Annotated in this window: 20 protein-coding genes; 8 read left to right on the top strand and 12 right to left on the bottom strand. The window is 71.2% G+C overall.

All coding sequences use genetic code 11. The features are described from left to right. The coding region (locus tag ACE3Q3_RS06750; protein WP_374443803.1) for an ATP-binding cassette domain-containing protein at positions 1 to 952 on the top strand (952 nt) is incomplete at its 5' end. On the opposite strand, the gene ACE3Q3_RS06745 is transcribed toward ACE3Q3_RS06750, so the two are convergent. Continuing rightward, the gene (locus tag ACE3Q3_RS06745) at positions 895 to 1833 is read right to left on the bottom strand and encodes a DMT family transporter (RefSeq protein WP_374443800.1); all 939 of its coding nucleotides are present in this window, start codon (positions 1831 to 1833) and stop codon (positions 895 to 897) included. The two genes, ACE3Q3_RS06750 and ACE3Q3_RS06745, sit on opposite strands and share 58 nt — an antisense overlap. A 78-nt stretch (positions 1834 to 1911) precedes the next feature. On the opposite strand from ACE3Q3_RS06745, the gene ACE3Q3_RS06740 reads away from it, so the two are divergent. After that, positions 1912 to 2853, top strand: coding sequence for a LysR family transcriptional regulator (locus ACE3Q3_RS06740; protein ID WP_374443798.1), 942 nt, complete (start codon positions 1912 to 1914; stop codon positions 2851 to 2853). Here ACE3Q3_RS06740 and ACE3Q3_RS06735 read toward each other — a convergent pair. From ACE3Q3_RS06735 to ACE3Q3_RS06715, 5 genes are all read right to left on the bottom strand, one after another. Then, positions 2835 to 3653: a class I SAM-dependent methyltransferase gene (locus ACE3Q3_RS06735; protein ID WP_374443796.1), complete on the bottom strand. Its 819-nt coding sequence runs from the start codon at positions 3651 to 3653 to the stop codon at positions 2835 to 2837. The genes ACE3Q3_RS06740 and ACE3Q3_RS06735 overlap by 19 nt on opposite strands. 94 nt (positions 3654 to 3747) lie before the next feature. Continuing rightward, positions 3748 to 4542: an HAD-IIB family hydrolase gene (locus tag ACE3Q3_RS06730; RefSeq protein WP_374443794.1), complete on the bottom strand. Its 795-nt coding sequence runs from the start codon at positions 4540 to 4542 to the stop codon at positions 3748 to 3750. Continuing rightward, positions 4539 to 5312: an RMD1 family protein gene (locus tag ACE3Q3_RS06725; RefSeq protein WP_374443792.1), complete on the bottom strand. Its 774-nt coding sequence runs from the start codon at positions 5310 to 5312 to the stop codon at positions 4539 to 4541. The genes ACE3Q3_RS06730 and ACE3Q3_RS06725 overlap by 4 nt, the downstream gene beginning before the upstream one ends. Continuing rightward, positions 5309 to 6493, bottom strand: a complete 1185-nt coding sequence (locus tag ACE3Q3_RS06720; protein ID WP_374443791.1) for an acetyl-CoA C-acyltransferase — start codon at positions 6491 to 6493, stop codon at positions 5309 to 5311. Before ACE3Q3_RS06720 ends, ACE3Q3_RS06725 begins: the two co-directional genes overlap by 4 nt. A 68-nt stretch (positions 6494 to 6561) precedes the next feature. After that, a complete protein-coding gene (locus ACE3Q3_RS06715; RefSeq protein ID WP_374443788.1) occupies positions 6562 to 8670 on the bottom strand; it encodes a 3-hydroxyacyl-CoA dehydrogenase NAD-binding domain-containing protein in 2109 nt (702 codons plus the stop codon). A 176-nt stretch (positions 8671 to 8846) separates the two neighbouring features. Here ACE3Q3_RS06715 and ACE3Q3_RS06710 point away from each other — a divergent pair, with 176 nt between their 5' ends. Next, positions 8847 to 9650 (top strand): transglutaminase family protein, encoded by an 804-nt coding sequence (locus ACE3Q3_RS06710; RefSeq protein WP_374443786.1) that lies wholly within the window; start codon positions 8847 to 8849, stop codon positions 9648 to 9650. Between the two features lie 10 nt (positions 9651 to 9660). Here the strand turns inward: ACE3Q3_RS06710 and ACE3Q3_RS06705 are convergent, their stop codons facing one another. Then, the gene (locus tag ACE3Q3_RS06705; RefSeq protein ID WP_374443784.1) at positions 9661 to 12195 is read right to left on the bottom strand and encodes an EAL domain-containing protein; all 2535 of its coding nucleotides are present in this window, start codon (positions 12193 to 12195) and stop codon (positions 9661 to 9663) included. Positions 12196 to 12346: 151 nt separating this feature from the next. Further along, positions 12347 to 13042: a cupin domain-containing protein gene (locus tag ACE3Q3_RS06700; RefSeq protein ID WP_374443782.1), complete on the bottom strand. Its 696-nt coding sequence runs from the start codon at positions 13040 to 13042 to the stop codon at positions 12347 to 12349. 129 nt (positions 13043 to 13171) lie between these two features. On the opposite strand from ACE3Q3_RS06700, the gene ACE3Q3_RS06695 reads away from it, so the two are divergent. The 5 genes from ACE3Q3_RS06695 (at position 13172) to ACE3Q3_RS06675 (ending at position 19920) form a co-directional block, all read left to right on the top strand. Further along, positions 13172 to 15235, top strand: coding sequence for a hydantoinase/oxoprolinase family protein (locus ACE3Q3_RS06695; RefSeq protein WP_374443780.1), 2064 nt, complete (start codon positions 13172 to 13174; stop codon positions 15233 to 15235). An 18-nt stretch (positions 15236 to 15253) separates the two neighbouring features. Beyond that, complete coding sequence (locus ACE3Q3_RS06690) at positions 15254 to 16960, top strand: hydantoinase B/oxoprolinase family protein (RefSeq protein WP_374443777.1); 1707 nt, start codon at positions 15254 to 15256, stop codon at positions 16958 to 16960. A 43-nt stretch (positions 16961 to 17003) separates the two neighbouring features. Further along, positions 17004 to 18041, top strand: coding sequence for a TRAP transporter substrate-binding protein DctP (gene dctP / locus ACE3Q3_RS06685; RefSeq protein WP_374443775.1), 1038 nt, complete (start codon positions 17004 to 17006; stop codon positions 18039 to 18041). Between the two features lie 83 nt (positions 18042 to 18124). Beyond that, positions 18125 to 18625: a TRAP transporter small permease gene (locus ACE3Q3_RS06680; protein ID WP_374443773.1), complete on the top strand. Its 501-nt coding sequence runs from the start codon at positions 18125 to 18127 to the stop codon at positions 18623 to 18625. 5 nt (positions 18626 to 18630) lie between these two features. After that, positions 18631 to 19920 (top strand): TRAP transporter large permease, encoded by a 1290-nt coding sequence (locus ACE3Q3_RS06675; protein WP_374443770.1) that lies wholly within the window; start codon positions 18631 to 18633, stop codon positions 19918 to 19920. On the opposite strand, the gene ACE3Q3_RS06670 is transcribed toward ACE3Q3_RS06675, so the two are convergent. The 4 genes from ACE3Q3_RS06670 to ACE3Q3_RS06655 all read right to left on the bottom strand — a co-directional run bounded on the left by ACE3Q3_RS06670 (position 19871) and on the right by ACE3Q3_RS06655 (position 25405). After that, positions 19871 to 21124, bottom strand: coding sequence for a nitrate/nitrite transporter (locus ACE3Q3_RS06670; RefSeq protein WP_374443768.1), 1254 nt, complete (start codon positions 21122 to 21124; stop codon positions 19871 to 19873). The two genes, ACE3Q3_RS06675 and ACE3Q3_RS06670, sit on opposite strands and share 50 nt — an antisense overlap. Positions 21125 to 21216: 92 nt before the next feature. Further along, entirely contained in the window at positions 21217 to 21972 is a 756-nt protein-coding gene (locus ACE3Q3_RS06665) for a glucose 1-dehydrogenase (protein ID WP_374443766.1), read from the bottom strand. 19 nt (positions 21973 to 21991) lie between these two features. Continuing rightward, positions 21992 to 23626 carry a 3-(methylthio)propionyl-CoA ligase gene (locus tag ACE3Q3_RS06660; RefSeq protein ID WP_374443764.1) on the bottom strand — a complete coding sequence of 545 codons (1635 nt, stop codon included), beginning with the start codon at positions 23624 to 23626 and terminating at the stop codon, positions 21992 to 21994. 354 nt (positions 23627 to 23980) lie between these two features. Next, positions 23981 to 25405 carry an FAD-binding oxidoreductase gene (locus ACE3Q3_RS06655; RefSeq protein WP_374443762.1) on the bottom strand — a complete coding sequence of 475 codons (1425 nt, stop codon included), beginning with the start codon at positions 25403 to 25405 and terminating at the stop codon, positions 23981 to 23983. Positions 25406 to 25702 lie beyond the last annotated feature (297 nt).

Raw genomic sequence — 25702 nt, 5'->3', positions numbered from 1 at the left:
GGAGATCGCCGACCGGGTCGCGGTCATGCAGCACGGCCGGGTGGTCGAGGAGGGGCCGGCGGCCGAGGTGCTGGAGCGGCCGCAGCATCCCTACACGCGCCAGCTCATCGCCGCGGTGCCCCCCCTGCGCGCGCCGCCGCCGCGGCCCCTGGCCGAGACGGCGGTGCTGACCATCCGCAACCTCTCCAAGACCTACCGGACGGGCGGCTTCCTCGGCCGCGGCGTCCGCGTCACCCATGCCGTGCGCGACGTCTCGCTCCGGCTGCCCAGCGGCGGCACGCTCGGCATCGTCGGCGAATCGGGGTCGGGCAAATCGACGCTCGCGCGCTGCATCGTCCGGCTGGTCGATCCCGACCAGGGCACGGTCGAGCTCGAAGGGGTCGACATCGCCCACCTGTCGCGGGCCGAACTGCGACGTCAGACCCGGCGCATCCAGATGGTCTTCCAGGACCCGTTCGGCTCGCTCAACCCGCGGCGCCGGGCGGGTGAGCTGGTGGCGCAGGGGCCGATGGTCCACGGCATGCGGCGCGTCGACGCCATGACGCGCGCCCGCGAGCTCTTCCAGCTCGTCGGTCTCGACCCGGCCTCCGTCGGCCGCTTCCCGCACGAGTTCTCCGGCGGGCAGCGCCAGCGCATCGGGCTCGCCCGCGCGCTGGCGCTGGAGCCGCAGGTGCTGGTGGCGGACGAGCCGGTGTCGGCGCTCGACGTCTCGGTCCAGGCGCAGGTGCTGGCGCTGCTCGCGGAACTGCGCCGGCGGCTCGGCATCTCCATCGTCTTCATCACCCATGACCTCCGGGTGGCGGCGCAGATCTGCGACCTGGTGGCGGTGATGAAGGACGGCGAGGTGGTGGAGGAGGGACCGGTCGCCCGCGTCTTCGGCGACCCGCAGCACCCCTACACCCGGGCGCTGCTCGATTCCATTCCGGGCCGGAGCTTCGGCGCCGGCGGCTGATCTCGCCCGGGGGTGGCGGCGAGCGCGACGCCCAGCGTCGCGGCGACGGCGCCCAGGAGGGTCGCGCCGTCGGGCCGCTCGCCCAGCACGAGCCAGCCGGCGAGGGCGGCCGCGGGCGGCACCAGCGCCCCCGACGCCGCGGCGCGGGTGGCACCCAGGTGGCGCACCGCCAGTGCGTAGATGCCGAGCCCGCCGAGCCCGGCGACGAGGCCCTGCATGACGAACTGGAGCGCCACGTCCGCAAGCGGTGCCGTCGCCAGCCGGCCCTCGCCGGCGAGGAGCCAGACCGGACCGACCGCCAGCCCGGACCAGCCGGCGACGACCGCGGCCGAGGTCCAGGGCGCCATCCGGCTCCGCCGGTAGGCGACCGTGTAGACCGCCCACAGGAGGGCGGCGGCGAGGAACAGGAGGTCGCCGCGCCAGGCGCCGTCGCTGCGGTCTGCCAGCGCCGGCAGGCCGATGGCGACGATCCCGACGAGTATCAGGCCGAGGCCGACGAAGCGCCGGGGAACCGGCCGCTCGCCCAGCACCGCCCAGGCCAGCAGCGCCACGAAGAGCGGCATGGTGCCGGGCAGCAGCACCGCCATGTGCGCCGTCGGCGCGAAGGCCGCGCCCGCCATCGCCGCCAGACCGAAGGGCAGCCCGGCCCCCAGCACCATCAGCGCGACGGCGCCGCGCGCCACGCCCGCCGGCAGCAGTCCCGACCGCAGCCAGAGCGGCGCCAGCGCCAGGGCCGGGACGCCGTAGCGGAAGAGGGCGAGGTCGATCGGCGCCAGCGTGGTCGTCGTGCCGAGCCGCGTCGCCACCTGCCAGCCGACCCCGATCAGGACGGACAGGCCGCCGGCCAGGAGGCCGAGGGGCAGGGACGAGGCACGCGACATGGCCCGAGTGATGCCGCGGCCGGCCGGTCGCGGCCAAATGGTGCTTGCGCATGACCGCATGAGCCGGATTCATGACGGATGCGCCGCCTGCCACCCTTCCCCGCGCTCGTCGCCTTCGAGGCCGTGGCCCGGCTCGGCAGCTTCACCCGCGCCGCGGCGGAACTGCACCTGACCCAGAGCGCGGTCAGCCACCGCATCCGGGCGCTGGAGGCGCATTTCGGCACCCGCCTCGTCGACCGGCGCAATCCCGGGCTGTGCCTGACGGCGGCGGGGGAGGCGGTGCTGCCGGACCTCGTCGCGGCGCTCGATCTGCTGGCCCGCGTCGGACGGACGGACGGTCCCCGGCGATTGCGCCTCGGCGCCGGCTCCGCGCTCGCGACCTGGTGGCTCGCGCGCCGCCTGCCGGCCTTCGCGGCAGCCATGCCCGGCATCGCCGTCGACCTCGTGCCCTATGCGAATGCCGCGGAGGCGCAGCGCCTGCCGGTCGACGTCACGATCCGGTGGGTTCCCGCGGCCGAGGCATTCGCGACCGCGACGCAGCGGCCGCTGCCCCGCGAGCAGGTCTTCCCGGTCTGCCATCCCTCGCTGCTGCCCGCCGGCCGGCCGTTCGCCGTGCCCGACGACCTGCGGTCGCTGCCGCTGCTCCACAAGGGGCCCGGCGGCGAGGACGCGCCGCCCGGCCCCGAATGGTCCTGGTCGGCCTGGCTCGACCCGTCCCGCCCGCCGCCGCGCCCGGCCTTCCGCTTCCGCGACATCGGCCAGGCGCTGGCCGCCGCCGCCGACGCGGCCGGCGTGACGCTGGCGCGGACGCTCCTCGTCCGGGATGCCATCGCCGACGGGCGCCTCGCCCGCGCGCTGCCGCCCTCCTGCGACCGGCCGAGCGCGAAGGTGCACGTCATCCGCTGGCCGGCGGCGCTGGCCGGCGATCGCGCGGTCGCGCGACTGTCGGAATGGCTGGCGACGGCAGCGGCCGTCGCGGCGCCCGGCGCGTGGCCGGCCGCTCAGGCCCGGCAGACGTAGGTGACGGTGCGGATGCGGCGTTCCTGCAGGTTGCGCACCTGGTTCCGGGCCATGGCCGGGAAGTCGGCGCCGAGGAAGGTCTGGAACGTCACGGCTGGCGCCTGCTGCCCCGTCCGGTTCGCCAGGGCCTCGAACCAGGCCTGGCTTTCGGCGGTCGAATCCTGGACGTCCGTCACCGTCAGCCCGGCATCGGCCAGCAGCGACCGCATCGCGTCCGGCGTCGCGAGGTGGCTGATCGACGGATCGCGCGCCCAGGGCACCGGATAGTGAATGTCGCCGCCCTCGCCCTGGAGCACGTCGTAGATCGCGAGCCGCCCGCCGGGCTTCAGGACGCGTCGCGCCTCGGCATACATGCGGTCCTTTGCGGCAATGTTCATGGCGACGTGGATCGTCAGCGCCGCATCGAACTCGTGGTCGGGGAACGGCAACCGGGTCGCGTCGCCCTGGCGGAAGGCGACACGGTCGCCGAGGCCGACCCAGCCGCTCAGGATCGCGGCCGTCCGGCAGAATTCGTCCGTCAGGTCGATGCCGGTGACGCGACAGCCGAAGGCCTCCGCGATCGTGCGCGCCGGCCCGCCGAGGCCGCTGCCGATGTCGAGGACGTGGCTGGCGGAATCGAGCCCGAGAGCGGCGCCCAGTTCCAGGGTGGCCTTGCGGCCCCGGATGTGGAACTCGTCGACGGTCGCGAGGTCCGCCGTCGTCAATGCCGCGATGTCCTTGCCGGCGTCCCGCAGCCGTGCCGCGATGGCGGCCGCGAGGTCGTTGCTGCCTGCGTAGTGGTCTGCGACCGCTTCCGCCATGACCCACCCCCGGTAGGACCCGTCGACAACCGGAAACCCTATCGGAAGACGTGAGACAGCGCCAGCCGCGACGCCCCGCGAACGATCCGCCCGCCTACCGCACGGCCAGCAGCGCCTCCGCCACCTCGGCGAAGCCATGGCCGCCCTCGCCGGCGGTGACGTAGGCGGGCGGCTTCGTCAGCTGGTCCCGGAACCGGAGCACGTTGGCGACGCCGACGGCGTTCGGGAAATGGCCGAACATGGTCTGGTCGTTGGGGGAATCGCCGACGAAGACGAACGGCGCCGGGTCGGCGTCGACGTCCTGGCCCAGCACCTCGGCGACGCAACGGCGGGCCATGCCGAGCTTGCTGAAGTCGCCGAACCACATGTTGACATGGATCGACGAGACCTTGGCGGTCGCGCCTTCGGCCTCCGCGATGGCGACGATGCGGCGGACCTCGGGATCGGGCAGGGGCGCCACGTCCTCGCACCAGTCGATGGCGATGTCGGCGGCGCGGAACGGCTGGTCCGAGGCGATGCCGGTGCCGGGAACCTCGGCCAGGATGCGGCGGGCGATGCGCCACAGCCGCTCGTGGTCGGCGCGGCGCTGCGCCTCCTCCACCCACCAGCGGCGGACGAAGCGCCGGCCGCCCTCGTCGTGGCGGAACCAGAAGGCGCCGTTCTCGCCGACGACGGCGGCCACCGGCCACTGCCGGGCGATGAGGTCGCACCAGCCGGCGGGCCGTCCGGTCACCGGGATGACGGCAATGCCGGCCCCGGCCAGCCGCTCCATGGCCGAATAGGCGACCGCCTGGAGCCGCCCGTCCTTGGTCAGCGTGTCGTCGATGTCGGTGAGGACGCAGCGGACCCGGCGGCGGTCGGCCGCGGGGAAGGCGGCGAGCGGGATCATTTCACGAACATCTCGTAGAGGGTCAGGCCGATCTCGAAGACGATCAGGATGACGATGTACCACTCGACCCGCAGCGAGCGGTCCTGCTGGTCGAGGTCGACCAGCGTCGCCAGCGTCCGCGACACGAGGTCGAGCTTGCGGTCGAGCGCCACGGACCGGTCGCGCAGCTCGTACTCGTCGGCGAGGCGGGTGTGGACGCGCTCCAGGTCGGGATGGTCCCACAGCACGTCCGGCTTCTCGGTGACTTCGGCGCGGCCGACCATCTGGTGCAGGGTCATCAGCACGTCGCCGACCTGCCGCAGCAGCGCGCGGCCGCGCGCCTTGCGCCGGCCGTGCCGCTGCAGTTCGCGGGCGAGCGGCTCGATACCGTCGAAGACGCCGGCGAGCCGCCGCTCGTAGTGGGCGAGCAGCACCGACTTGGCGAGCACGTCGGCCACCACCTGGAGGCGGGCGAGCGACAGGTCGGGCAGCAGCAGCGTCCCGTCCGGCAGGATCGGCTCGGGCGCACCGGGGGCGAGCCGGATGCGGATGCGCTCCTCCTCCGGCAGCGGCAGCGGGTCGGGAACCAGCGGCGCGAGGTCGGCCAGGAAGGGCGCCTCGTCCTGCGGCGACACCCCGAACAGCACGACCGCGCCATAGCGGAAGACGATCGCCTGCCCGCTGCCGACGCCCATCACCACCGGGGTCGCGGTGAGGGGGCGCTCGGGCTCCCGGCGGCGGCTGTCGATGCGCTCGCCGAGGAGGAGCGCTCGGACGGGAAGGTCGGTCACGCCGCCTCGAACAGCCCCGCCGCGCCCATGCCGCCGCCGACGCACATGGTGACGACGAGCCAGCGCGCCTTGCGTCGCTTCGCCTCGATGAGACCGGTGCCGACCATGCGCGCGCCCGACATGCCGTAGGGGTGGCCGATCGAGATCGAGCCGCCATTGACGTTGAGGCGCTCCATCGGGATGCCGAGCCGGTCGCGGCAATAGAGGACCTGCACGGCGAAGGCCTCGTTCAGTTCCCAGAGGTCGATGTCGTCGACCTTGAGGCCGTGCCGCTCGAGCAGCTTCGGCACGGCGAAGACGGGGCCGATCCCCATCTCGTCCGGCTCGCAGCCGGCGACGACGAGGCCGCGGAAGAAGCCGAGCGGCTGCAGGCCGCGCTTCTCGGCCAGCCTCGCGTCCATGACGACGGCCGCCGACGCGCCGTCCGAAAGCTGGCTGGCGTTGCCCGCCGTGATCCGGCCCTCCTCGTTGAACACGGGCTTCAGCCCGGCGAGGCCGGCGAGGCTGGTGTCGGGCCGGTTGCCCTCGTCGCGCGACAGCGTCACCGGCTCGTCCCACTTGCGCTCGGTGCCCTTCTCGACCTTCTCCATCACGGTCGAGATGGCCACGATCTCGTCGTCCAGACGGCCGGCCTGCTGGGCGGCGGCGGTGCGGCGCTGGCTCTCCAGCGCGTATTCGTCCTGCGCATCCCGGCTGATGCCGTAGCGCTTGCCGACGATCTCCGCCGTCTCGATCATCGACATGAAGAGCTCGGGCTTGTGCCGCATGACCCATTCGTCGCGCAGCCACGCCTTGTTCATGTTGGGCTGCACGAGGCTGATCGATTCGACGCCGCCGCCGACCATGACCGGCGCCCCGTCGACGACGACGCGCTGGGCCGCGATCGCGATCGCCTGCAGGCCGGAGGAGCAGAAGCGGTTGACCGTCATGCCGGCGGTCGTCACCGGCAGGCCGGCGCGGATGGCGGCATTGCGGGCGATGTTGAAGCCGGTCGCGCCCTCCGGGAAGCCGCAGCCCATCACCACGTCCTCGACCTCGGCTGGGTCGATGCCGGCGCGCGCGACCGCGTGCCGGACGACATGGCCCGAGAGTTCGGTGCCGTGGGTCTTGTTGAAGGCGCCGCGGAAGGCCTTGCCGATCGGCGTGCGGGCGGTGGAGACGATGACGGCTTCGCGGGCCATGGGCGTGTTTCCCCGGGATGGTTCGGTTGCGTGGTTGGTAGGCCGGCCGCCGGGCCGCCGCAAGCGCCTCAGCCGGCCTTCAGGCTGGCGAAGCCCCGGCCGGCCTCGGCGAGGCGGACGATCAGCGGCGAGGGCGTCCAGAACCGCCCCTGCTCGGATTCGAGCCGCAGCAGCTGCGCCAGGACCTCCGGCAGGCCGATCTGGTCGGCATGGAACATCGGCCCGCCCTTGTAGGCGGGGAAGCCGTAGCCGTAGACCCAGATGACGTCGATGTCGCCCGGCCGCAGCGCCAGCCCCTCGTCGAGGATGCGGGCGCCCTCGTTGACGAGCGGCAGCAGGCAGCGGCGCACGATCTCGTCGGCCGCGATCGCCCGCCGGCGGATGCCGATGCGGGCCGAATTCTCGACGATCATCGCCTCGACGGCGGCGTCGGGATGGGGGGTGCGGTCGCCCGGCTCGTAGCGGTACCAGCCCGCCGCCGTCTTCTGGCCGAAGCGGCCGGCTTCGCACAGGAGGTCGGGCAGGGCGGAGCGGCGAAGGTCGGTCGGCGGCGGCTTCGTCTTCTCGCGATGCTTGCGGATGCGCCATTCGACGTCGTTGCCGGCGAGGTCCATCATCGCGAACGGCCCCATGGCGAAGCCGAAGTCGTAGAGGGCCTTGTCGACGTCCTGCGGCAGGCAGCCCTCCTCGAGCAGGAACAGCGCCTGCTGCATGTAGCCCGCCAGCATGCGGTTGCCGACGAAGCCGTCGCAGACGCCGACCAGCACCGCCACCTTCTTCAGGGGCTTGGCCAGCGCCATGGTGGAGGCGACGGTCGGCTTGTCGGTCTTGGCGCCGCGGACCACCTCCAGCAGCTTCATGACGTTGGCCGGGCTGAAGAAGTGGGTGCCGATGACCGCCTCGGGCCGCTTCGTCACCGCCGCGATCTCGTCGACGTCGAGCGTCGAGGTGTTGGTGGCGAGGATCGCGCCGGGCCTGACGATGGCGTCGAGGCGGCGGAAGAGGTCCTTCTTGACCGCCATGTCCTCGAACACCGCCTCGATGACGATGTCGGCGTCGGCGACGGCGGCGAGTTCGAGGGTGCCGGAGACGAGGCCCATCGCCTTGTCCATCGCCGCCTGCGACAGCCGACCCGAGGCGACGGTGCGGCCATAGTTGGCGCGCATGGTGCCGATGCCGCGGTCGAGCGCCTCCTGGCCCGTCTCGACCAGCGTCACCGGGATGCCGGCATTGGCGAAGGTCATGGCGATGCCGCCGCCCATGGTGCCGGCGCCGATGACGGCCGCCTTGGCGACGGCACGGACCGGCGTCTCCTTCGGCACGTCCGGGATCTTGGCCACCTCGCGCTCGGCGAAGAAGAAGTGGCGGAGCGCCTTCGACTGCGGCGAGGCGAGGCATTCCTCGAAGAGCTCGCGCTCGCGCTTCAGGCCCTGGTCGACCGGGAGGGTGGCGGCCGCCTCGACGCAGTCGATGCAGCGCCAGGGTGCGACCTGGCCGCGGCCGCTCTTGGCGATCGACCGGCGCAGGTCGGCGAAGAAGCCGTCGGGCACCGCCAGCTTGTCGTCCATGTTCCGGACGAGGCGGAGCGGGCGGCCCTCCGCCACCACCTGGCGGGCGAAGGCGGCGCCGGCCTCGGCGAGGTCGCCCTCGACCAGGGCGTCGACGATGCCGAGGGCCAGCGCCTTCTCGGCCGGCACGAAGTCGCCGGACACGATCAGCTTCGCCGCCGGCTCGACGCCGATCAGGCGGGGCAGGCGCTGGGTGCCGCCGGCCCCGGGCAGGATGCCGAGCTTGACCTCCGGCAGGCCGTACTGCGAGCCGCGGACGCCGACCCGCCAGTGGCAGGCGAGCGCCACCTCGAGCCCGCCGCCGAGCGCGGTGCCGTGGATCGCCGCCACCACCGGCTTGGGCGAGGCCTCGAGCGCGGCGATGAGGTCGAAGATCGTCTTCGCGCCGGCCGGCCGCGGCTTGCCGAACTCGCGGATGTCGGCCCCGGCGATGAAGGTGCGGCCTGCGCCCAGCAGCACGAAGGCGCCGACCGCCGGGTCGGCCGCGCCCGCCGCCAGGGCCGCCATGATGCCGTCCGGTACGCCGACCGACAGCGCGTTCACGGGCGGATTGTCGACGGCGATGACGGCGACGCCGTCCCGGATCTCGACGCGGACGAGGGAGGACATGGTCGGCATCCCGGCTGGCTGGAGGTGCTGGAAGGCCGCAACCTTAGTGTCCCCCGTCGGGTGGAGGCAATGCGGCGGGTCATGCGGCCCGAAACCTGCGATACCAGGAGCAACCCGGCGGCCGCTCCCGCGTTCACGCAGGAACGTCCGACGCAACCATCGCGAAAGGGTCCCCGATGCGCATCCGGCTCGGCTGCGAGATGACCTACGATCTGCCGCAGCCGACGCCGATGATCGCGCTGCTGAACGTCCATCGCAGCCGGGCGGCGGCGCTGGAGGGACCGGACGACCTCACGACCTCGCCGCGGGTGGCGGTCGGCTACTACCGCGACGGCTTCGACAACCGCTGCGCCCGCTGGGTGGCGCCGGCCGGCCGGTTCTCGCTCGCGGTCGACTGCGTCATCCGCGACGCCGGCACTCCCGATCCGGCATTTCCCGACGCGCGCCAGCATGCGGTCGAGGATCTGCCGTCGGACACGTTGGTCTTTCTCCTGGGCAGCCGCTACTGCGAGACCGACCGCCTTTCGGAGGAGGCTTGGCGCCTCTTCGGCGACACGGCACCGGGATGGGCCCGCGTGCAAGCCATCTGCGATCGGGTGCATCGCCACATCGCCTTCGGCTACCAGCATTCGCGCCCGACCCGGACGGCGGCCGAGGCCTGGGCCGAGCGCGTCGGGGTATGCCGCGACTATGCGCACCTGGCGACCGCCTTCTGCCGCGCCATGAACATCCCGACCCGCTACTGCACGGGCTACATCACCGACATCGGCCTGCCGCCGCCCTATGCGCCGATGGATTTCGCGGCCTGGATCGAGGTTTATCTCGGCGGCGATTGGCGTGCCTTCGACCCGCGCAACAACGCGCCCCGTATCGGCCGCATCAAGATCGCCCACGGCCGCGATGCGGCCGACGTGCCGCTGACCCACACCTTCGGACCCAACACCCTGGTCGGCTTCCGGGTCTGGGCGGAAGAGGCGTAGCCGCCCGGGCCTAGCAGAGCTGGGTGGCCAGCCGCGGCTGCTCCAGCATCTCTTCGAAGCGGACCGGGTGCCCGAATCGGTAGCCCTGGAAGACGTGGCAGTTGATGGCGCGCAGGAGGCGGAACTGCTCGTCCGTCTCCACCCCCTCGGCGCAGACCTGGATGCCGAGCCGCCGGCCGAGCTCGACGATCGCCTCGACGACCAGCCGCTCCTTCTCGGCCGCGGGGCCGTCGATGCGGGTCGTGAAGCTGCGGTCGATCTTGAGCTCCGCGACCTCCAGGTTGGCGAGGTAGGAGAGCGACGAATAGCCGGTGCCGAAATCGTCGATCGCGCAGCGCACGCCGAGCTCGCGCAGCGCCTGGACGATCTGCCGCGCCTCCCCGACGTCGCGCAGCAGCAGCGATTCGGTGATCTCGATCTTGAGGCACCGCGGGTCGACGCCGGCCCGCGCGAGGCGGTCCGCCACCGCGGCAACGAAGTCGTCCTGGTAGAATTGCCGGGCGCTGACGTTGACGGAGAGCGTCAGGTCCGCGGTCTCGGCTCGGGAACCCCATTCGCGCAGCCGCTCGCAGACCTGGTCCAGCACCCAGTTTCCGATCGGCACGATCAACCCCGTCTCTTCGGCCAGCCCGATGAACCGGTCGGGCGAGATCAGGCCGTCGCGCGGATGCAGCCAGCGGATCAGCGCCTCGGCGCCGACGACGCAGCCGTCGCGATCGACCTGCCGCTGGTAGTGGAGCACGAACTGACTGCGCGTGATCGCCTCGTGGAGATCGCGCTCCAGGATGCGGCGGGTCTCCATGACCTCGCGCATCGCCGCGTCGAACCGGCGGACCGTGTTCCCGCCGGCGCGCTTGGCGTTGTACATCGCGAAATCGGCGCGTCGGACGATCTCGTCGGCGTCGAGCCGTTCGGGGCCGCCGAAGAGACAGATGCCGATGCTGGCCGAATTCGAGGGGCCGCTCTCGGGCGAGCCCCGGGTCCGCATCCGCACCTTCTCCAGCAGGCCACGCCCGAACTGTTCGGCCCGGGCGGCGGCCTCGGCGGCGTTCTGGCCGAGATTTTCGATCGCGACCACGAATTCGTCGCCGCCCAGGCGCGCCAGCATGTCGTGCGGTCCGGTGGCGGCGGCGAGCCGGCGCGCGATCACCTGCAGCAGTTCGTCGCCGGCATCGTGTCCGCGCAGGTCGTTCAGGAGCTTGAAGCGGTCGAGGTCGACGAAGAAGAGGGCGCCGAACTGGCGCCGCTCGGCCATGCGCTCGGCGCTGGCCTCCAGCCGCTCGTAGAACTGCCGGCGGTTCGGGAGGTCCGTCAGGCTGTCGTGGAACGCCAGGCGCCGGACCGTCTCCTCCGCCCGCCGCTGGTCGGTCACGTCCATGACGAAGCCGTCCCAGTCGACGGTGCCGTCGGCATCGGCCTTGGGCAGCGAGTTGCCCATCAGCCAGCGCTCGTGGCCCTCCGGCGTGAAGATCCGGAAGCGGCTCTGCCACGGCGCCAGCGTGCGGGCCGATTCCTCGATCGACTGGATCAGCCGCTCGCGGTCGTCGGGATGGATGGAGGCGAAGACGGGCGCGGCGTCCTCGGCCACCTGCTCCGGCCGCACGCCGAGCACGGCGCGGATCGCCTCGCTCGCATAGGGCATGGTGTAGCGGCCGTCGGGATGGCGGCGGAACTGGTAGACGACGCCCGGCACGCGCTCGGCGATCGTGCGCAGCCGTTCGTCGAGCCGCGACGCCTCGACCGTGGCCGCGCGGGCCAGCGCGGCGGCGTCGGCGACGCGGCGGCGCAACTGCGTCGAGAGCAGCGACACGAGCAGGATCAGGCCGGTCGCCACTGCCGTACCGCCGGCGAGCACCGAGCGGTCGAGGCCGGCCGCGGCCGGGCGATGCCCGTCCAGCGGCAGGTACACGGCCGCCGCCATCGCCGCGTAGTGCATGGCGGAGGTCGCGAGCCCGAGGGCGAGGGCGCTGAACAGCGTCACCAGGCGCGGCGACGCGATCACGCGGTGGAGCAGCGCCCGGGCGGAGATCGCCACCGTCCCCATGACGATCGCGATCGCGACCGAAGCGAAGAACAGCCCCGGTTCGTAATACATGTGGGCCGGCACGATCATGCCGCTCATGCCGAGATAGTGCATGGCGGCGATGCCGAGGCCCATGACGACGCCGCCGGCCAGCGCCGGCCACATCTCCATGTGGATGCGGCGCAGGAAGGCGAGCGCGACCGCCGCGGCCGCGACCGCCGGCAGCAGCGACAGGACCGTCAGGTCGAGGCGGTAGGCGATGGGCACCGGCAGCGCGAACGCCAGCATCCCGACGAAATGCATGGCCCAGACGCCGGCACCGAGCGCGAACGCCGCCAGGGCGTGCCAGAGGCGGCCAAGCCCGCGCGAACCAGCGGCGCCGATGAGATGGACGTGCTGCAGCCCGACATAGGCGGCGACGACCGAGATCGCGATCGACAGCAGCACGAGGGTCGGGGAGTAGCTGCCGGTCAGGGCGCCCCCGAGGTCGATGCCGGGTCGCAGGAACTGGATCGCGTGCATGGCCCGCGCGTGCGCCCGCCCTCGCGGCGGGGACGGGACCCGCTCCGGATGCCGCCGCACATCCGGAAGGGTTCGGCAGACCTGCGGCGATTGTGCGGGTGGTTTCGGCGGTTCCGCAAGAGCGCGGTCGTGGCCCCCGGCGAGGCGCTCGTCAGACGAGCGGCGGGCTCAGAACCCAGACGACCTCGGTCGGGCCGTCGCCGGCGTTGGCATAGCGGTGCGGGACGCTGGAGGCGAAGCGGAAGCTGTCCCCCTGGTTCAGCAGGAACTCCTGGTCGCCGTGCCAGAGGCGTAGCGTCCCGGTCATGACCAGCCCGGCCTCCTCGCCCCGGTGCTTGTGCGCCTCGCCCGAGGTGAAGCCGGGCTCCAGCGTCATCATCAGGAGCTGGATGTCGCCCGACAGGTCCGGCGTCAGCAGGTCCATCGCCACGAGGTCGGCGTTGGTGCCGACGGTCGGCAGCCGGAGCTGGCGGCGGTCCTCGCGCCGCACGACCATCTTCAGTTCGGCCTCGGGCCGGCCCGAGTCGGCATGGAAGAACCAAGCGACTGGCACGTCGAGCGCGTCTGCCAGCTTGCGCAGCGAGCGGATCGAGGGTGAGGCGAGGCCGCGCTCGATCTGGCTCACCATGCCGATCGACAGCCCGGCCGACTGGCCGACCTGGGCCAGCGACAGGCCCTTCGCCTTGCGCAGCGAGCGGAGCTGGGTGCCGAGCCAGAGGTCGGCGACCTTGCCTTTTCCGCGTGCCGCCGCCGGCTCGCGCGGGTCCTCGCCGATCGCCGGCGTCGGGCGAGGGCCAGCGGGTGCGCGCGTCGCGCTCACGGTCCGGGCGGTGCTGCTGCGGCTCATGGCATCCTCCGTTCGGGGTGTCGCGTCACGCAGTTAAAAAATCTCATATCGATTTTTAACAGGATTGTCGTCTGCCCCCAAGGCATGCCAGGATGAATTTCCCGGAACTGAGGTGCGGCAGGGTTGGGCATGGTCGACAGCGTGCAAGGCGGCGTCCAGGTCGGTGTGGATATCGGCGGAACTTTCACCGATGTCGTGTGCCGTTCCTCCGACGGAACGGTGCGGTTCGTCAAGCTCCCCACCACCCGCAAGGACGAGAGCCAAGCGGTGCTGCAGTCGGTTGCCCTGATGGCCGCCGACTGGGGCATTCCGGCCGCCGACATCGCCCGCTTCGCCCACGGGACCACCGTCGCCACCAACGCCGTGCTGGAGCGCAAGGGCGCGCGCATCGGCCTCATCACCACGGCGGGCTTCCGCGACGTGCTCGAGGTCGGGCGCCAGATGCGCCACCAGATGTACAGCGTCGTCCTCGACGGCGAGACCCCGGTGTTCCTGGCGCCCGGCGCGCGGCGCAAGGAAGCGCGCGAGCGGGTCGCCGCCGACGGCACCGTGCTGGTGCCGCTCGACGAGGACGACGTGCGCCGTGCTGCCGCCGAACTGGTGGCCGACGGCGTCGAGGCGATCGCCATCTGCTTCCTCTTCTCCTTCCGCAACCCTGCCCACGAGGCGCGGGCGGCCGAGATCGTGCGCGCGGCCCATCCGGGGTTGAAGGTCGCGGTGTCCCACGAGGTGGATCCGGCCTTCCGCGAGTACGAGCGCACCGTCGTCACCGCCTTCGACGCCTATGTGAAGCCGGTCATCGACCGCTACGTGGCGCGGCTGGAGACGGGGCTGGAGCGGGCGGGCGTGCCGGCGCCGCTCCAGGTCATGCAGTCGCGCGGCGGCCTCATGGTGTCCGAGGTCGCCCGGCAGCGGCCGGTGCGGCTCTTCCTTTCCGGCCCGGCGGCGGGGGTCATCGGCGCCCGCATGGCCGGTGCGGCGGCCGGCATCGAGGATCTCATCACCGTCGACATCGGCGGCACGAGTTGCGACATCGCGCTGATCGACAAGGGGCGCGCCCTGGTGCGCTCCGAGGGCGTGATCGACGGCTATCCCGTGCGCGTCGCCATGGTCGACGTCAACTCGATCGGCTCGGGCGGCGGCAGCATCGCCTGGATCGACCGCGGCGGCGGCCTGCGGGTCGGCCCGCAGTCGGCGGGCTCCGAGCCGGGACCGGCCTGCTACGGCCGGGGCGGCGAAAAGCCGACGGTGACCGACGCCTCGATCGTGCTCGGCTACCTCAACCCCGACTATTTCGCCGGCGGCGCCCTCAAGCTTCGGCCCGACCTCGCCGAGAAGGCGATCCGGGACCACATCGCCGGCCCGCTCGGCATGACGCTGGAGCAGGCGGCGCTCGGCATCCACCGCGTCCTCAACGCCCAGATGGCCGAGGGCATCCGGCTCGTCTCGATCCGCCAGGGGCTCGACCCGCGGCGCTTCGCCCTGATGCCGCTCGGCGGCGGCGGTGCGGTGCATGCGACGGCACTCGCCCGCGACCTCGCGATCCGGCGGGTGCTGGTGCCGCGCCACCCCGGCATCCTGTCGGCCGCCGGCCTGCTGGCGGCGCCGGTCGAGCACGAGATGGCGACCGCCTTCGGGCGCACGCTCTCCGAGACCACGCCCGCGGACATCCGTGCGGTCCTCGACGGGCTCGACGCCGGCTGCCGCGACCTGATGGCGCTGGAGCGGCTCGACGGCGCGGCGGTCACCGTGCGCTATGCCGCCGACGTGTGCTACGTCGGCCAGTCCTACACGCTGGAGATCCCGCTCCGCATGGACGACCCGGCGCCGCTCGACCGGCTCTACGACGACTTCCTCGTCGACCACGACCGCGTCTACGGCCATGCGACGCGCATTCCCGCGCGCATCGTCAATCTGCGCGCCGTCCACCAGGCGGGCGGCGGCGACTTCAGCGAGGCCCCTCCCGTCGCCACCGGTGGCTCGCCCGAGAAGGGGACCCGGCGGCTGCTCGTCGCCGAACTCTCCGGGCCGGTCGACGCCAAGGTCTACGACCGCGCCGCGATGCCGCCCGGCTTCACCTTCGCCGGCCCGGCCATCGTCGAGCAGGCCGATACCACGACCCTCGTCGAACCCGGCTGGCATGGCGCGATCGACGCCGGCGGGTCCATGATCCTCACCCACCAGGACGCCTGATCCGAACGGAGCCCGGTCATGACCAACCCGAGCCAGCCCCTGTCCCAGCCCTTGGCCCAGCTCGACCCGATCACGGTCGAGGTCGTCCGCCACAAGCTCGACGGCATCGCCAACGAGATGGAATCGACGCTGCTGCGCAGTTCCTTCTCGCCGATCGTGAAGGAGGGCATGGACGCCTCGGCCAGCCTCTTCACCGTCGCCGGCGAGACCCTGTCGCAGGCCTGCGCGGTGCCGATCCACCTGGCGACGCTGATCCCGATCGTCGAGCGCCTGCTGGTCGAGTTCCCGCTCGCCGAGATGAAGGAGGGCGACGTCTTCGTGATGAACGACCCCTATCTCGGCGGCACCCACCTGCCGGACATCGCGATCGTGGTGCCGGTCATGTATCGCGGCCGGCCGATCGCGCTGTCGGCGACCATGACCCACCACCAGGACGTGGGCGGGATGACGCCGGGCTCGATCCCGACCAACGCCACCGAGATCTTCCAGGAAGGCATCCGCATCCCGCCCCTCAAGCTGCGGGACGCCGGCGTCATGAACGACACGCTGGTCAAGATGCTGCGCCTCAACGTCCGCATCCCGGACGTGCTGATGGGCGACCTCAACGCCCAGATCGCCGCCTGCACCATCGGCGCCCGCCGCATCGCAGCGCTGGCCGACGCCTACGGCGACAACCTGCTGGCGACGATCTTCCAGGAGCTGCTGGAGAAGTCCGAGGCGATGACGCGCGAGGCGCTGCGGGCGATCCCCGACGGCACCTACCGCTATGTCGACCACATGGACAATGACGGGATCGAACTCGACCGCCGCATCCGCGTCGAGGTCGCGGTGACGGTGAAGGACGGCGCGATCCATTGCGACTTCACCGGCACCAGCCGGCAGCTCAAGGGGCCGTTCAACGTCGTGCGCTCGGGCTCCCAGGCCGCCGCCTACTTCGCCGTGCGCGCCCTGACCGATCCCAGCATCCCGACCAATGCCGGCTGCTTCCGCCCGGTGTCGCTGCACCTGCCGGAGGGGACGCTGGTCAATCCGAAGGAGCCGGCACCGGTCGGCTCGCGGACGGCGACCATCAAGCGCATCGCCGGCTGCATCATCGGCGCCTTCCAGAAGGCCCTGCCGGAGCGGGTGCCGGCCGATTCCGGCGGCGAACTGCTGACGCTGGCCTTCGGCGGCCGCAAGCCCGACGGCTCGGGCAACTTCGTCGTCGGCGAACTGATCGCCGGCGGCAGCGGCGCGGCGATGCGCTCGGACGGCGTCGACGTCGTCGAGACGGACGCCTCCAACTGCATGAACCTGCCGGCCGAGGCGCTCGAGATGGAGGCGCCGGTGCGCGTCCGCCAGGTCGCGCTGCGGCGCGATTCGGGCGGTGCCGGCCGGCGCCGCGGCGGGCTCGGCCTCGTCAAGGAATTCGAGATGCTGGAGGTCGAAGCGACGCTCACCCATCGCGGCGAGCGCCACTTCTGCCCGGCGGCGGGGGCCCAGGGCGGACTGGCCGGCGCGCCGGCGCGGTCGGTCATCCTGCGCGCCGACGGCAGCGAGGAGGTGGTGCCGTCGAAGTTGGTGACGGTGCTGAAGCCGGGCGACCGGCTGTTGGTGGAGACGGCCGGCGGCGGCGGCTATGGCCATCCCGGCGAGCGCGAGCGCGATCTGGTCGCGGCCGACATCGCCGACGGCAAGGTCAGCGCGGAGGAGGCGGCCCGCCTCTACGGTACGGCCGCGGAGTAGGCGACGGCGGCGGGACCGCCGAACCGAACGACAGGAGCAGGCGATGGGGAAGTCAGCATTGCGTGGCGCGGCCGTCGGTGCGGCTGCGATCGTGGCGGCCCTGGCAGGGGTTGCCGGCGTCCCGGCCGAGGTCTCGGCCCAGACGACCTGGAAGATGCACATCGTCTGGGTCCCGGCGCGACCGGAGGCCCAGGCCTACAAGCGCTTCGCCGACATGGTGAACGAGAAGGCGGCGGGCAAGCTCAAGATCGACCTCCACCAGGGCGGCACGCTCGGCGTCAAGGACGTCGACATGCTGCGCATCCTGCCGGCCGGCAACGTCATCCAGATCGCCGGGCTCTATCCCGGCTACATGACGCGCGACGTGCCGGAATATGCCTCGACCCTGCCGCCCGGCGTCGTCAAGGAGCCGGCGAAGCTGGTCGACGGCCTGCCGGCCCTGACCAAGATCTACGAGGAGACCTACAAGAAGTGGGGCATCGAGCTGCTCGGGTACGTCATGCACCCGACGCGCGACACCCACATCCTGTGCAAGGAGCCGGTGGCGTCGCTGGCCGACCTGAAGAGCAAGAAGCTGCGGGTGTGGGAGAAGTTCCACGTCGACACCTTCGCCTCGCTCGGCGTCTCGGCGCAGATCGTCGGCCAGAACGACCTCTACGTCGCCATGAAGACGGGCGTCGTCGACTGCGCGGTCTATCCGATCGGCTTCGCGACGACGGTGTCGCTGCAGGAGGTGGCGCCGAACGCCAGCTACCTCTTCCCCTACGTGCTGCACCCGCTGCACATCATCGTCTCGAAGAAGGCCTATGACGCGCTGCCGGCCGACGTCCGCAAGATCGTCGCCGACGCCGCGCAGCAGACCCAGCAGGAGACCATCAAGTCCTACCTGTCGGGCAACTACGACCGCGAGGCCGCCAAGCTCTTCGTCGAGAAGGGCGGCAAGGAACTGCCGAACTTCTCCGACGCCGACCAGGCCGCCTTCACCAAGGCCGCCCGGGAGATCTGGGAGAAGACGGCCAAGAGCCTCGGCGCCAAGGCGAGCGAGAACTACGATGCGGTCCTGAAGGGGCTCGGCGGCTGACGTCGCCGGCACGATCGGGGTAGCGAGCGGCAGACCCCGGCCCGGAAGGGTCGGGGTCTGCCATATCCGGCAGGGGACGGGGCATGGACGGCGTGTGGCGAGGGCTCGACCGGTTGTTCACCGGCCTGCTGTGGCTGGCGGTGGTGGCGGGGATGCTGATGACGACCTTCGTCGTGCTGGCGTCGGTCATGCGCTACTTCGTCGGCAGCCCATTCCGCTTCACCGAGGAACTGGTCGGGCTGCTCTTCGTCGGACTGGCCTTCCTCGGCCTGCCCTGGACGACGATGCGCAACCGCCACCTGCGCATCACGCTGATCCCCGACATGCTGCCGCCGGCGGTCCGGCGGCTGACCGATCTCCTCGGCATGGCGCTGGTCCTCGTCTTCCTCGTCGTCTTCGCCTGGCAGTCCTGGGAGTTCGCATCGTTCTCGCTGATGCTGAACGCACGCTCGGACATGGGCGGCATCCCGCTCTTCCCGTGGATGGTCCTTCTGCCCTCGATGTGCGCGGCCGCTGCCGTCGGGGTGGTCGTCCGCCGGCTCCATGGCGGGGCTGAGGACGACGACGCCGGCCCGGGGGTCTGAGCGCCATGTTCTGGCTCTATTTCGCGGGCGGCCTCGGCGTCACCGCGCTGACCGGCCTGCCGATCGGCATCGGCCTCGGCCTCACCGGCCTGGCGATCCTGCATTTCGAGGCGGGCGGCGCCACCTCGCTGGCGGTCACCGCGGTCTGGAACGTGCTGACCGACTTCACGCTGAGTTCGGTGCCGCTCTTCATGTTCATGGGCGACCTGATGATGGAGAGCGGCCTCAGCCGCCGTCTCTACTCCGGGCTTGCCCCCCTGTTCCACCGCGTGCCGGGGCGGCTGCTGCACTCCAACATCGCGGTCTGTGCGATGTTCGGGGCGGTCGCCGGGACGAGCACCTCGACCGCGGCCGCCGTCGGCACCGTCGCCTATCCGGAACTGACGCGCCGCGGCTACGACCGCCCGGCCGTCGTCGCCTCGCTCGCCGCCGGCGGCACGCTCGGGCTGCTCATCCCGCCCAGCCTGTCGCTCCTCCTCTACGGCGCCACCCAGCAGGTCTCGATCGGCCGCCTCTTCCTCGCCGGCATCATCCCCGGGCTGATGATGGCGGCGCTGTTCATGGCCTGGATCTACATCAGCGCGAAGCGAAACCCGCGCCTGACGCCGAACGACGGCGAGCGTCCGACGCTCCGCGAACAGCTTCTCGGCCTGCTCGGCACCTGGCCGCTGGTCGTGCTGGTGTTCGCCTGCCTCGGCACCGTCTTCCTCGGCTGGGCGACGCCGACCGAGGCGGCCGGGCTCGGCGTGGCGGCGGCGATCATCGTCGGCTTCCTCTTCGGCGACCTCACCCTGCGCAAGACGTGGGACGCCTTCCTCAACTCCACGATCGTCTTCGGCTCGATCGTGCTCGTCATCATCGGTTCGCTGATCCTGTCGCAGGCGGTCAGCATCCTCGGGCTGCCCGGCCAGGTCATGCAGTCCGTCGTCGATCTCGGCGTCTCGAAATACTGGGTGCTGGTCCTCGTCGTCGTGGTCTACCTGATCCTCGGCTGCTTCTTCGACGGCGTGTCGCTGATGCTGCTGACGATCCCGCTCGCCTACCCGGTGATGACCGGCATGGGCTTCGACCCGATCTGGCTCGGCGTCGTCATCACCATCCTGATCGAGGTCGGGATGCTGACCCCGCCCGTCGGGATGAACCTCTTCGTGCTCACCGCCATCACCAAGCACGAGGTCTCGCTGGGCCAGGCGGCCCAGGCGGCCATTCCCTACTGGCTGCTGCTGCTGGGGGGCGTGCTCATCCTCACCCTCTTTCCGGCGATCGCGCTGTGGCTGCCGGGGATGATGGGCTGAGGAGGCGCGGCGCCAGCAGGAACCAGAGGAAGGCCGCGGCCTGCAGCGCCAGGAGCGCGGCGAAGGCGACGCGGTAGCCGGCCGGGTCGTAGCCGCCGGCCGCCGTCTGCGGCCACAGTCCGATGACCCCGCCGATGGCGTACTGCAGCAGGAAGGCGCCGGTGCCGGAGAGAACGTTCATGCCGGTGTTGGCGCGGCCGGCGAAGGCGGGGCCGAAATGCTGCGACAGGGCGGCATAGGTCAGCGTGATGACGTTGAAGGTGGCGCCGAAGACGGCCCACAGCACCGCCGAGCCGCCGATCCACTCCAGCACGATGCCGAGTTCGGCCAGCATGAAGAGCACGGCGGCGCCGCCGGCGACCGCCAGCGTGCCGATGCCGTGGCGGCGCAGCGCCTCGGCGACGACCCCGCCCAGCGCCGAGCCGATGGAGAGCGCCAGCGCCATCACCATGAGCTGGGTGGCGACGTCGGGCCGGGAGAAGCCGGCGACGTCGCGCAGCCAGGGGCCGGCCCACAGCGTCTGGATCGCCGAGCCGCTGGCGAAGCCCAGCAGCGTCATCGGCGCCAGCCGCCAGAACAGGCGATCGCGGTAGACGACGGTGAAGAGCTCGCGCACCTGGCGGCCGATCGGCACCGGTGCCGCGGTCCGCGGCCGCTCCGGCACGACGAGCCAGAGGGCGAGCGCCGCCGCCAGCGCCGCGCCGCCGCCGATCAGCATCAGCCCGCGCCAGCCGGCAACCCCGATCAGCAGCTCGGCGGGCGCTGTCGCGACGACCGCGCCGAGGCTGCCGAAGCCGAGGAAGAGGCCGTTCAGGAGCGGCAGTCGCGTCGGCGGGAACCAGTCCGCCATCTGCTTGTAGGCCGACATCAGGCCGCCCGCGAAGCCGAGCCCGACCATCGCCCGGCCCGCTGCGACCGTCGCCAGGTCGTGGCCGGCGGCGATGATGGTCGCGCCGGCGGCCGCGATCGTCACCAGGGTCGCCTGCACCCGCCTTGCCCCGTACCGGTCGAGCAGGGCGCCGAGCGGCAGCTGGAACAGCGCGAAGGCGAGGAAGTACATCGACGTCAGGAGGCCGAGATCCTCCGGCCCGAGCGTCAGCTCCGCCACCAGGTCCGGCGCGATCAGGGCGTTGATCGAGCGGAAGAAGAGCGACAGGAAGTAGGCGAGGGCGAAAGGCGCGATGATGCGCACGGCGTCGGACATCGGGCGGGGCTCGGCTCGACGGGGCGGGAGCGCCAGCCTATGGGCGGGTTCTCCGTCGCGCAATGAAATCCGCGCCCCGGATTTTTAACGAGCTACCCCGCGGTGACGCCGCCGTCGACCACCATCTCGGAACCGGTGACGAAGCGCGACTCGTCGGACAGCAGGTAGAGGACGAGGGGGGCGATGTCCTCCGGCGTCGCGATGCGGCCGAGGGGGACTTGGCGCACCAGGCGCTGGCGGGCGCGCTCGGGGTCGTCGGTGCCGGCGATCATCGCGTCGACCATCGGCGTGTCGACGAAGGAGGGGTGGACGCTGTTGCAGCGGATGCCGTAGCCGGCCCGCGCGCAATGCAGCGCCACCGACTTGGTGAGCAGCCGCACGCCGCCCTTGCTGGCATTGTAGGCGGCGAGGTTGTGGCCGCCGATCAGGCCCGACACCGAGGAGACGTTGACGATCGAGCCGCCGGTCGCCTTCATCAGGCCGATCGCGTGCTTGCAGCCGAGGAACACGCCGTCGAGATTGACGCCGATGGTCAGCCGCCAGTCGGCCAGCGTCGTTTCCTCGATCGACTTCAGGATCGCCACGCCGGCATTGTTGACGAGCCCGTCGAGCCGGCCGAACCGCTCCGTCACGGCGGCGATGGCGGCGGCCCAGGCGCCGTCCTCGGTGACGTCGAGGGGCAGCGCGGTGCCGTTCGCCTCCGCCGCGGCCGCCTCGGCCAGGCGGAGGTCGCGGTCGGTCGCGACGACGATCGCCCCCTCCGCGGCCAGCGACCGGCAGAAGCCGCGGCCGAGCCCGCCGCCGGCGCCGGTGACGAGGACGACCTTGTCCTGGACCCGCCCCGCCATCCTCACGCGCCCGCCACCGTCAGGCGCCCGGGAGCCGGTGGCGCCCGAACTCCTCGCGCAGCCGGCTCTTCAGCAGTTTGCCGGTCGCCGTGTGCGGCAGTTCCTCGACGAAGATGACGTCGTCGGGCAGCCACCACTTGGCGACACGCTGTTCCAGGAACTTCAGCATCTCGTCCTTGCCCACCGCACCGGCCTTGCGCGGCTTGACGATGAGGAGCGGCCGCTCCTGCCATTTCGGGTGGTGGACGCCGATGACCGCGGCTTCGGCGACGCCGGGATGGCCGACGGCGGCGTTCTCGAGGTCGATCGAACTGATCCACTCGCCGCCCGACTTGATGATGTCCTTGGCGCGGTCGGTGATCTGCACGAAGCCGTCGGCGTCGATGGTGCAGATGTCGCCGGTGCGGAACCAGCCCTCGGAGTCGAAGGCGGCCTTCGACGCCGCCTCGTCCTCGAAATAGCCGGAGGTGATCCACGGGCCGCGCACCAGCAGTTCGCCCTGCGCCGTGCCGTCGTGCGGCAGGCGGTTGCCGGTATCGTCGACGATCTTGAGCTCGACGCCGTAGACGACGCGGCCCTGCTTCATCTTCAGCTTGTAGCGGTCCTCCTTGGGCAGGGCCAGCATCTTGCCCTTGAGCACGCCGGTGGTGCCGATCGGGCTCATCTCGGTCATGCCCCAGGCATGGATGACGTCGACCCCGTAGTCCTCCTCGAGCGCGACGATCATCGACAGCGGCGCCGCCGAGCCGCCGACGACGAGGCGCTGGAGGGTCGAGAACTTGTGGCCGCTCTCGGCCATGTGGGCGAGCAGGCCGAGCCAGACGGTGGGCACGCCCAGCGTGATGGTGACCCCCTCGCTCTCGAAGAGTTCGTAGAGGCTGGCGCCGTCGAGCTTGGCGCCGGGCAGCACCAGCTTCGCCCCCGCCATCGCCGTCGAGTAGGCGCAGCCCCAGGCGTTGACGTGGAACATCGGCACGACCGGCAGCAGCGAATCGCGGCTGCAGATGCCGAGCGCGTCGGGCGAGCAGACGCAGTAGCAGTGCAGCACCGTCGAGCGGTGGGTGTAGAGCACGCCCTTGGGGTTGCCGGTGGTGCCCGAGGTGTAGCAGAGCGAGGAGGCGGTCTTCTCGTCGAACTGCGGCCAGTCGAATTCGGCCGGCTGGTCGGCGATCAGGCTCTCGTAGGAGCGGACGTTGGGCAGCGTCGTCTGCGGCAGGTGGGCGTCGTCGGTCAGGATCACGTACCCCTTCACCCGCGGGAACTCCGCCGCCAGCTTCTCCAGCATCGGCACGAAGGTGAGGTCGACGAAGATCCACTGGTCGTCGGCATGGTTGACGATGTAGCGGATCTGCTCGGGGAAGAGCCGCGGGTTGATGGTGTGCAGCACCGCGCCCATGCCGGAGATGCCGTAGTAGAGCTCGAGATGGCGGTGGGTGTTCCAGGCGAGCGTCGCCAGCCGGTCGCCGGGCTGGACGCCGAGCCCCTTCAGCGCGTTGGCCAGCTTCTGCACCCGCCGGTAGGCATCGCCCCAGGTGTAGCGGTGGATGGGGCCCTCGACCGTCCGGGTGACGATCTCGGTGTCGCCGTGATAGCGCGCGGCGTGCCGGATCAGGTTCGAGATCAGCAGCGGCACGTCCATCATCAAGCCCTGCATGGGCGTCACTCCCCGTTCCCCGTTCGCGGCGTGATGCCGCTTTGGCGGGAAGGATAGGCAAGCCGCCGGGGCAGGGGAAGGGCACTGCCGGAAAGTTTGAGGGCCGCTGTCAGCCTGCCGTCGGCGCCTACGTCCGAGCCTCGGGCAAGTGTCGACGTATCGACCGGCAGGGTCCTCCGGCGCTCCGAAGCCGCGAACGCCACCGGCTCGATCCTCGCAAGGCGCACCTGACCCGACCGAACCGCCGCGTCTGCAGACGGAGGCAGTTCCATAGTGTCGACAACCGCGGTCGAGCGAGTCATCCGAAGTCGGCCGGACGGCGCAATCGCCCGCCCGGCCGAACTCGCCATATCCCTATGCTGTCGGCCGGATATTCTGGTTCACACGGAACATGTTGCCCGGGTCGTACTTGGCTTTGACCGAGCCCAGCCTGGCGTAGTTTGCTCCGTACGTGCTTTCCAGCGGCTCGCCCTCCTCCTCGGACAGGAAGTTGACATAGGCGGTGCCCAGCGCGTGCGGCTTGGTGGCAGCGTGGAAATCCCGAGCCCAGCCGATGCATCGGGCATCGTCGCCGGCCTCCCGCCAGCGCGTGTGGACGTTCATCACGAATTCTGCCCCCCGGCCACCGTAGGCGGTGGCGTCGGGCGCAACTCGCGCCATCGCGCCACCCAGATGCGCGATGAAGATCTCGCATTCCGGTCCCGGCAGGCGGCCCGAGAAGTCGATCAGCACCGCCAGAAGGTCGTCCGAGACTTCGGCGAAATCATGCGATTTCCAGTAGTTGCGCGCGCCTTTCGTGAGCAGCGGATCGAACGCCTGCTGCCATCCTGCGAACGAGTGCGGCCCAATGACGTCGGCGATCGGGCTGCCGATCTTGCGCAACGGGGCCAGAGCCCTTTCGCCTGCTGCCATATCACCGGCATAGCAGGCGGCGAGCACGACGACTTCCTTGCCATGCCAGGCTTCCGGCAGGAACGGCAGGGGCGGCGCCTTGCGCATGACCACCCATGCCGTCAACTCGTCCGACGCCTGCGCGACGAACGCGCGGTATTCGCGCAAGACCTTCGGCGCGTCGGCGAAGGGGTGGACGACCAGACCCGACATCACCTCGGGGCCATGCGGATGCAGCTTGAACTCGAAGCCGGTGACGACGCCGAAATTTCCTCCGCCGCCACGGATTGCCCAGAAAAGATCGGGGTTCTCCGAGGCGCTGGTACGCACGACCTGCCCCTCGGCGGTCACGACGTCGGCGGCCGCAAGATTGTCGATGGTCAGTCCGAACTTGCGCGTCGTCCAGCCGAACCCTCCGCCGAGCGTGAGGCCCGCCATCCCGGTCGTCGAATTGATGCCGACCGGCGTGGTCAATCCGAACATCTGCGTCTCGCGGTCGAAATCGGCAAGCGTGGCGCCGGCTTCCACCCACGCCTTCCTGGCCGCGCGATCCACCCGCACCGAACTCATCTGCGACAGATCGATCAGCAGGCCGTCATCGCACACCGCTTTGCCCGCGATGTTGTGGCCGCCTGCACGCACGGCGACGAGCAGATCGTTCTTGCGCGCGAAACGCACGGCCTGCACGACATCGGAAGTTCCGCGGCAACGCAGGATGACACCCGGGCGCTTGTCGATCATGGCGTTCCAGATGCTGCGCGCTTCATCGTAGCCGGGAGCGCCGCGTTCGAGGATTTCTCCACCGATGCTGGACTGAAGTGCCGAAATATCGTCGACGCTGATCGAGCGTGTGCCGCCGTTCAGAGTGCGGAGCGCAATATTCTTCATTTGGTCTTCCTCCCTTGTTTTTTTGAAGAATAGACCTCGCTATGTGAAAGCGCCATGCCGATCGTGATGCGGGTTGAGACACACGGCTAGTGCCGCGACGGAATGATTGGCCGCCAAATCCACGCGACCGCTGTTTCTTTCCGGCTGACGGTTGTCGTCGCCCCGGGCGGCCCGGGGATTGCTGCCGGAAGGATGCCGGCGCTAACTAGCGATGCGAAAACGCTGAGAAATCACGGGTGGTGTCGTTTCGACTGCGTGATGCAGGCGGCCGGTTCCGGTGCCCTCGGGTGCGGGCGA

This window comes from Allostella sp. (genome assembly GCF_041913585.1).
Lineage (GTDB): Bacteria > Pseudomonadota > Alphaproteobacteria > ATCC43930 > Allostellaceae > Allostella.
This window is presented reverse-complemented; position numbering and strand designations above follow the sequence as displayed.

Bases quoted from the DNA above. Each gene is read 5' to 3' on its own strand.
- ACE3Q3_RS06745 (WP_374443800.1), bottom strand. From the start codon at position 1,833: ATGTCGCGTGCCTCGTCCCTGCCCCTCGGCCTCCTGGCCGGCGGCCTG.
- ACE3Q3_RS06740 (WP_374443798.1), top strand. From the start codon at position 1,912: ATGCGCCGCCTGCCACCCTTCCCCGCGCTCGTCGCCTTCGAGGCCGTG.
- ACE3Q3_RS06735 (WP_374443796.1), bottom strand. From the start codon at position 3,653: ATGGCGGAAGCGGTCGCAGACCACTACGCAGGCAGCAACGACCTCGCG.
- ACE3Q3_RS06730 (WP_374443794.1), bottom strand. From the start codon at position 4,542: ATGATCCCGCTCGCCGCCTTCCCCGCGGCCGACCGCCGCCGGGTCCGC.
- ACE3Q3_RS06720 (WP_374443791.1), bottom strand. From the start codon at position 6,493: ATGGCCCGCGAAGCCGTCATCGTCTCCACCGCCCGCACGCCGATCGGC.
- ACE3Q3_RS06715 (WP_374443788.1), bottom strand. From the start codon at position 8,670: ATGTCCTCCCTCGTCCGCGTCGAGATCCGGGACGGCGTCGCCGTCATC.
- ACE3Q3_RS06710 (WP_374443786.1), top strand. From the start codon at position 8,847: ATGCGCATCCGGCTCGGCTGCGAGATGACCTACGATCTGCCGCAGCCG.
- ACE3Q3_RS06705 (WP_374443784.1), bottom strand. From the start codon at position 12,195: ATGCACGCGATCCAGTTCCTGCGACCCGGCATCGACCTCGGGGGCGCC.
- ACE3Q3_RS06700 (WP_374443782.1), bottom strand. From the start codon at position 13,042: ATGAGCCGCAGCAGCACCGCCCGGACCGTGAGCGCGACGCGCGCACCC.
- ACE3Q3_RS06695 (WP_374443780.1), top strand. From the start codon at position 13,172: ATGGTCGACAGCGTGCAAGGCGGCGTCCAGGTCGGTGTGGATATCGGC.
- ACE3Q3_RS06690 (WP_374443777.1), top strand. From the start codon at position 15,254: ATGACCAACCCGAGCCAGCCCCTGTCCCAGCCCTTGGCCCAGCTCGAC.
- dctP (WP_374443775.1), top strand. From the start codon at position 17,004: ATGGGGAAGTCAGCATTGCGTGGCGCGGCCGTCGGTGCGGCTGCGATC.
- ACE3Q3_RS06680 (WP_374443773.1), top strand. From the start codon at position 18,125: ATGGACGGCGTGTGGCGAGGGCTCGACCGGTTGTTCACCGGCCTGCTG.
- ACE3Q3_RS06675 (WP_374443770.1), top strand. From the start codon at position 18,631: ATGTTCTGGCTCTATTTCGCGGGCGGCCTCGGCGTCACCGCGCTGACC.
- ACE3Q3_RS06670 (WP_374443768.1), bottom strand. From the start codon at position 21,124: ATGTCCGACGCCGTGCGCATCATCGCGCCTTTCGCCCTCGCCTACTTC.
- ACE3Q3_RS06665 (WP_374443766.1), bottom strand. From the start codon at position 21,972: ATGGCGGGGCGGGTCCAGGACAAGGTCGTCCTCGTCACCGGCGCCGGC.
- ACE3Q3_RS06660 (WP_374443764.1), bottom strand. From the start codon at position 23,626: ATGCAGGGCTTGATGATGGACGTGCCGCTGCTGATCTCGAACCTGATC.
- ACE3Q3_RS06655 (WP_374443762.1), bottom strand. From the start codon at position 25,405: ATGAAGAATATTGCGCTCCGCACTCTGAACGGCGGCACACGCTCGATC.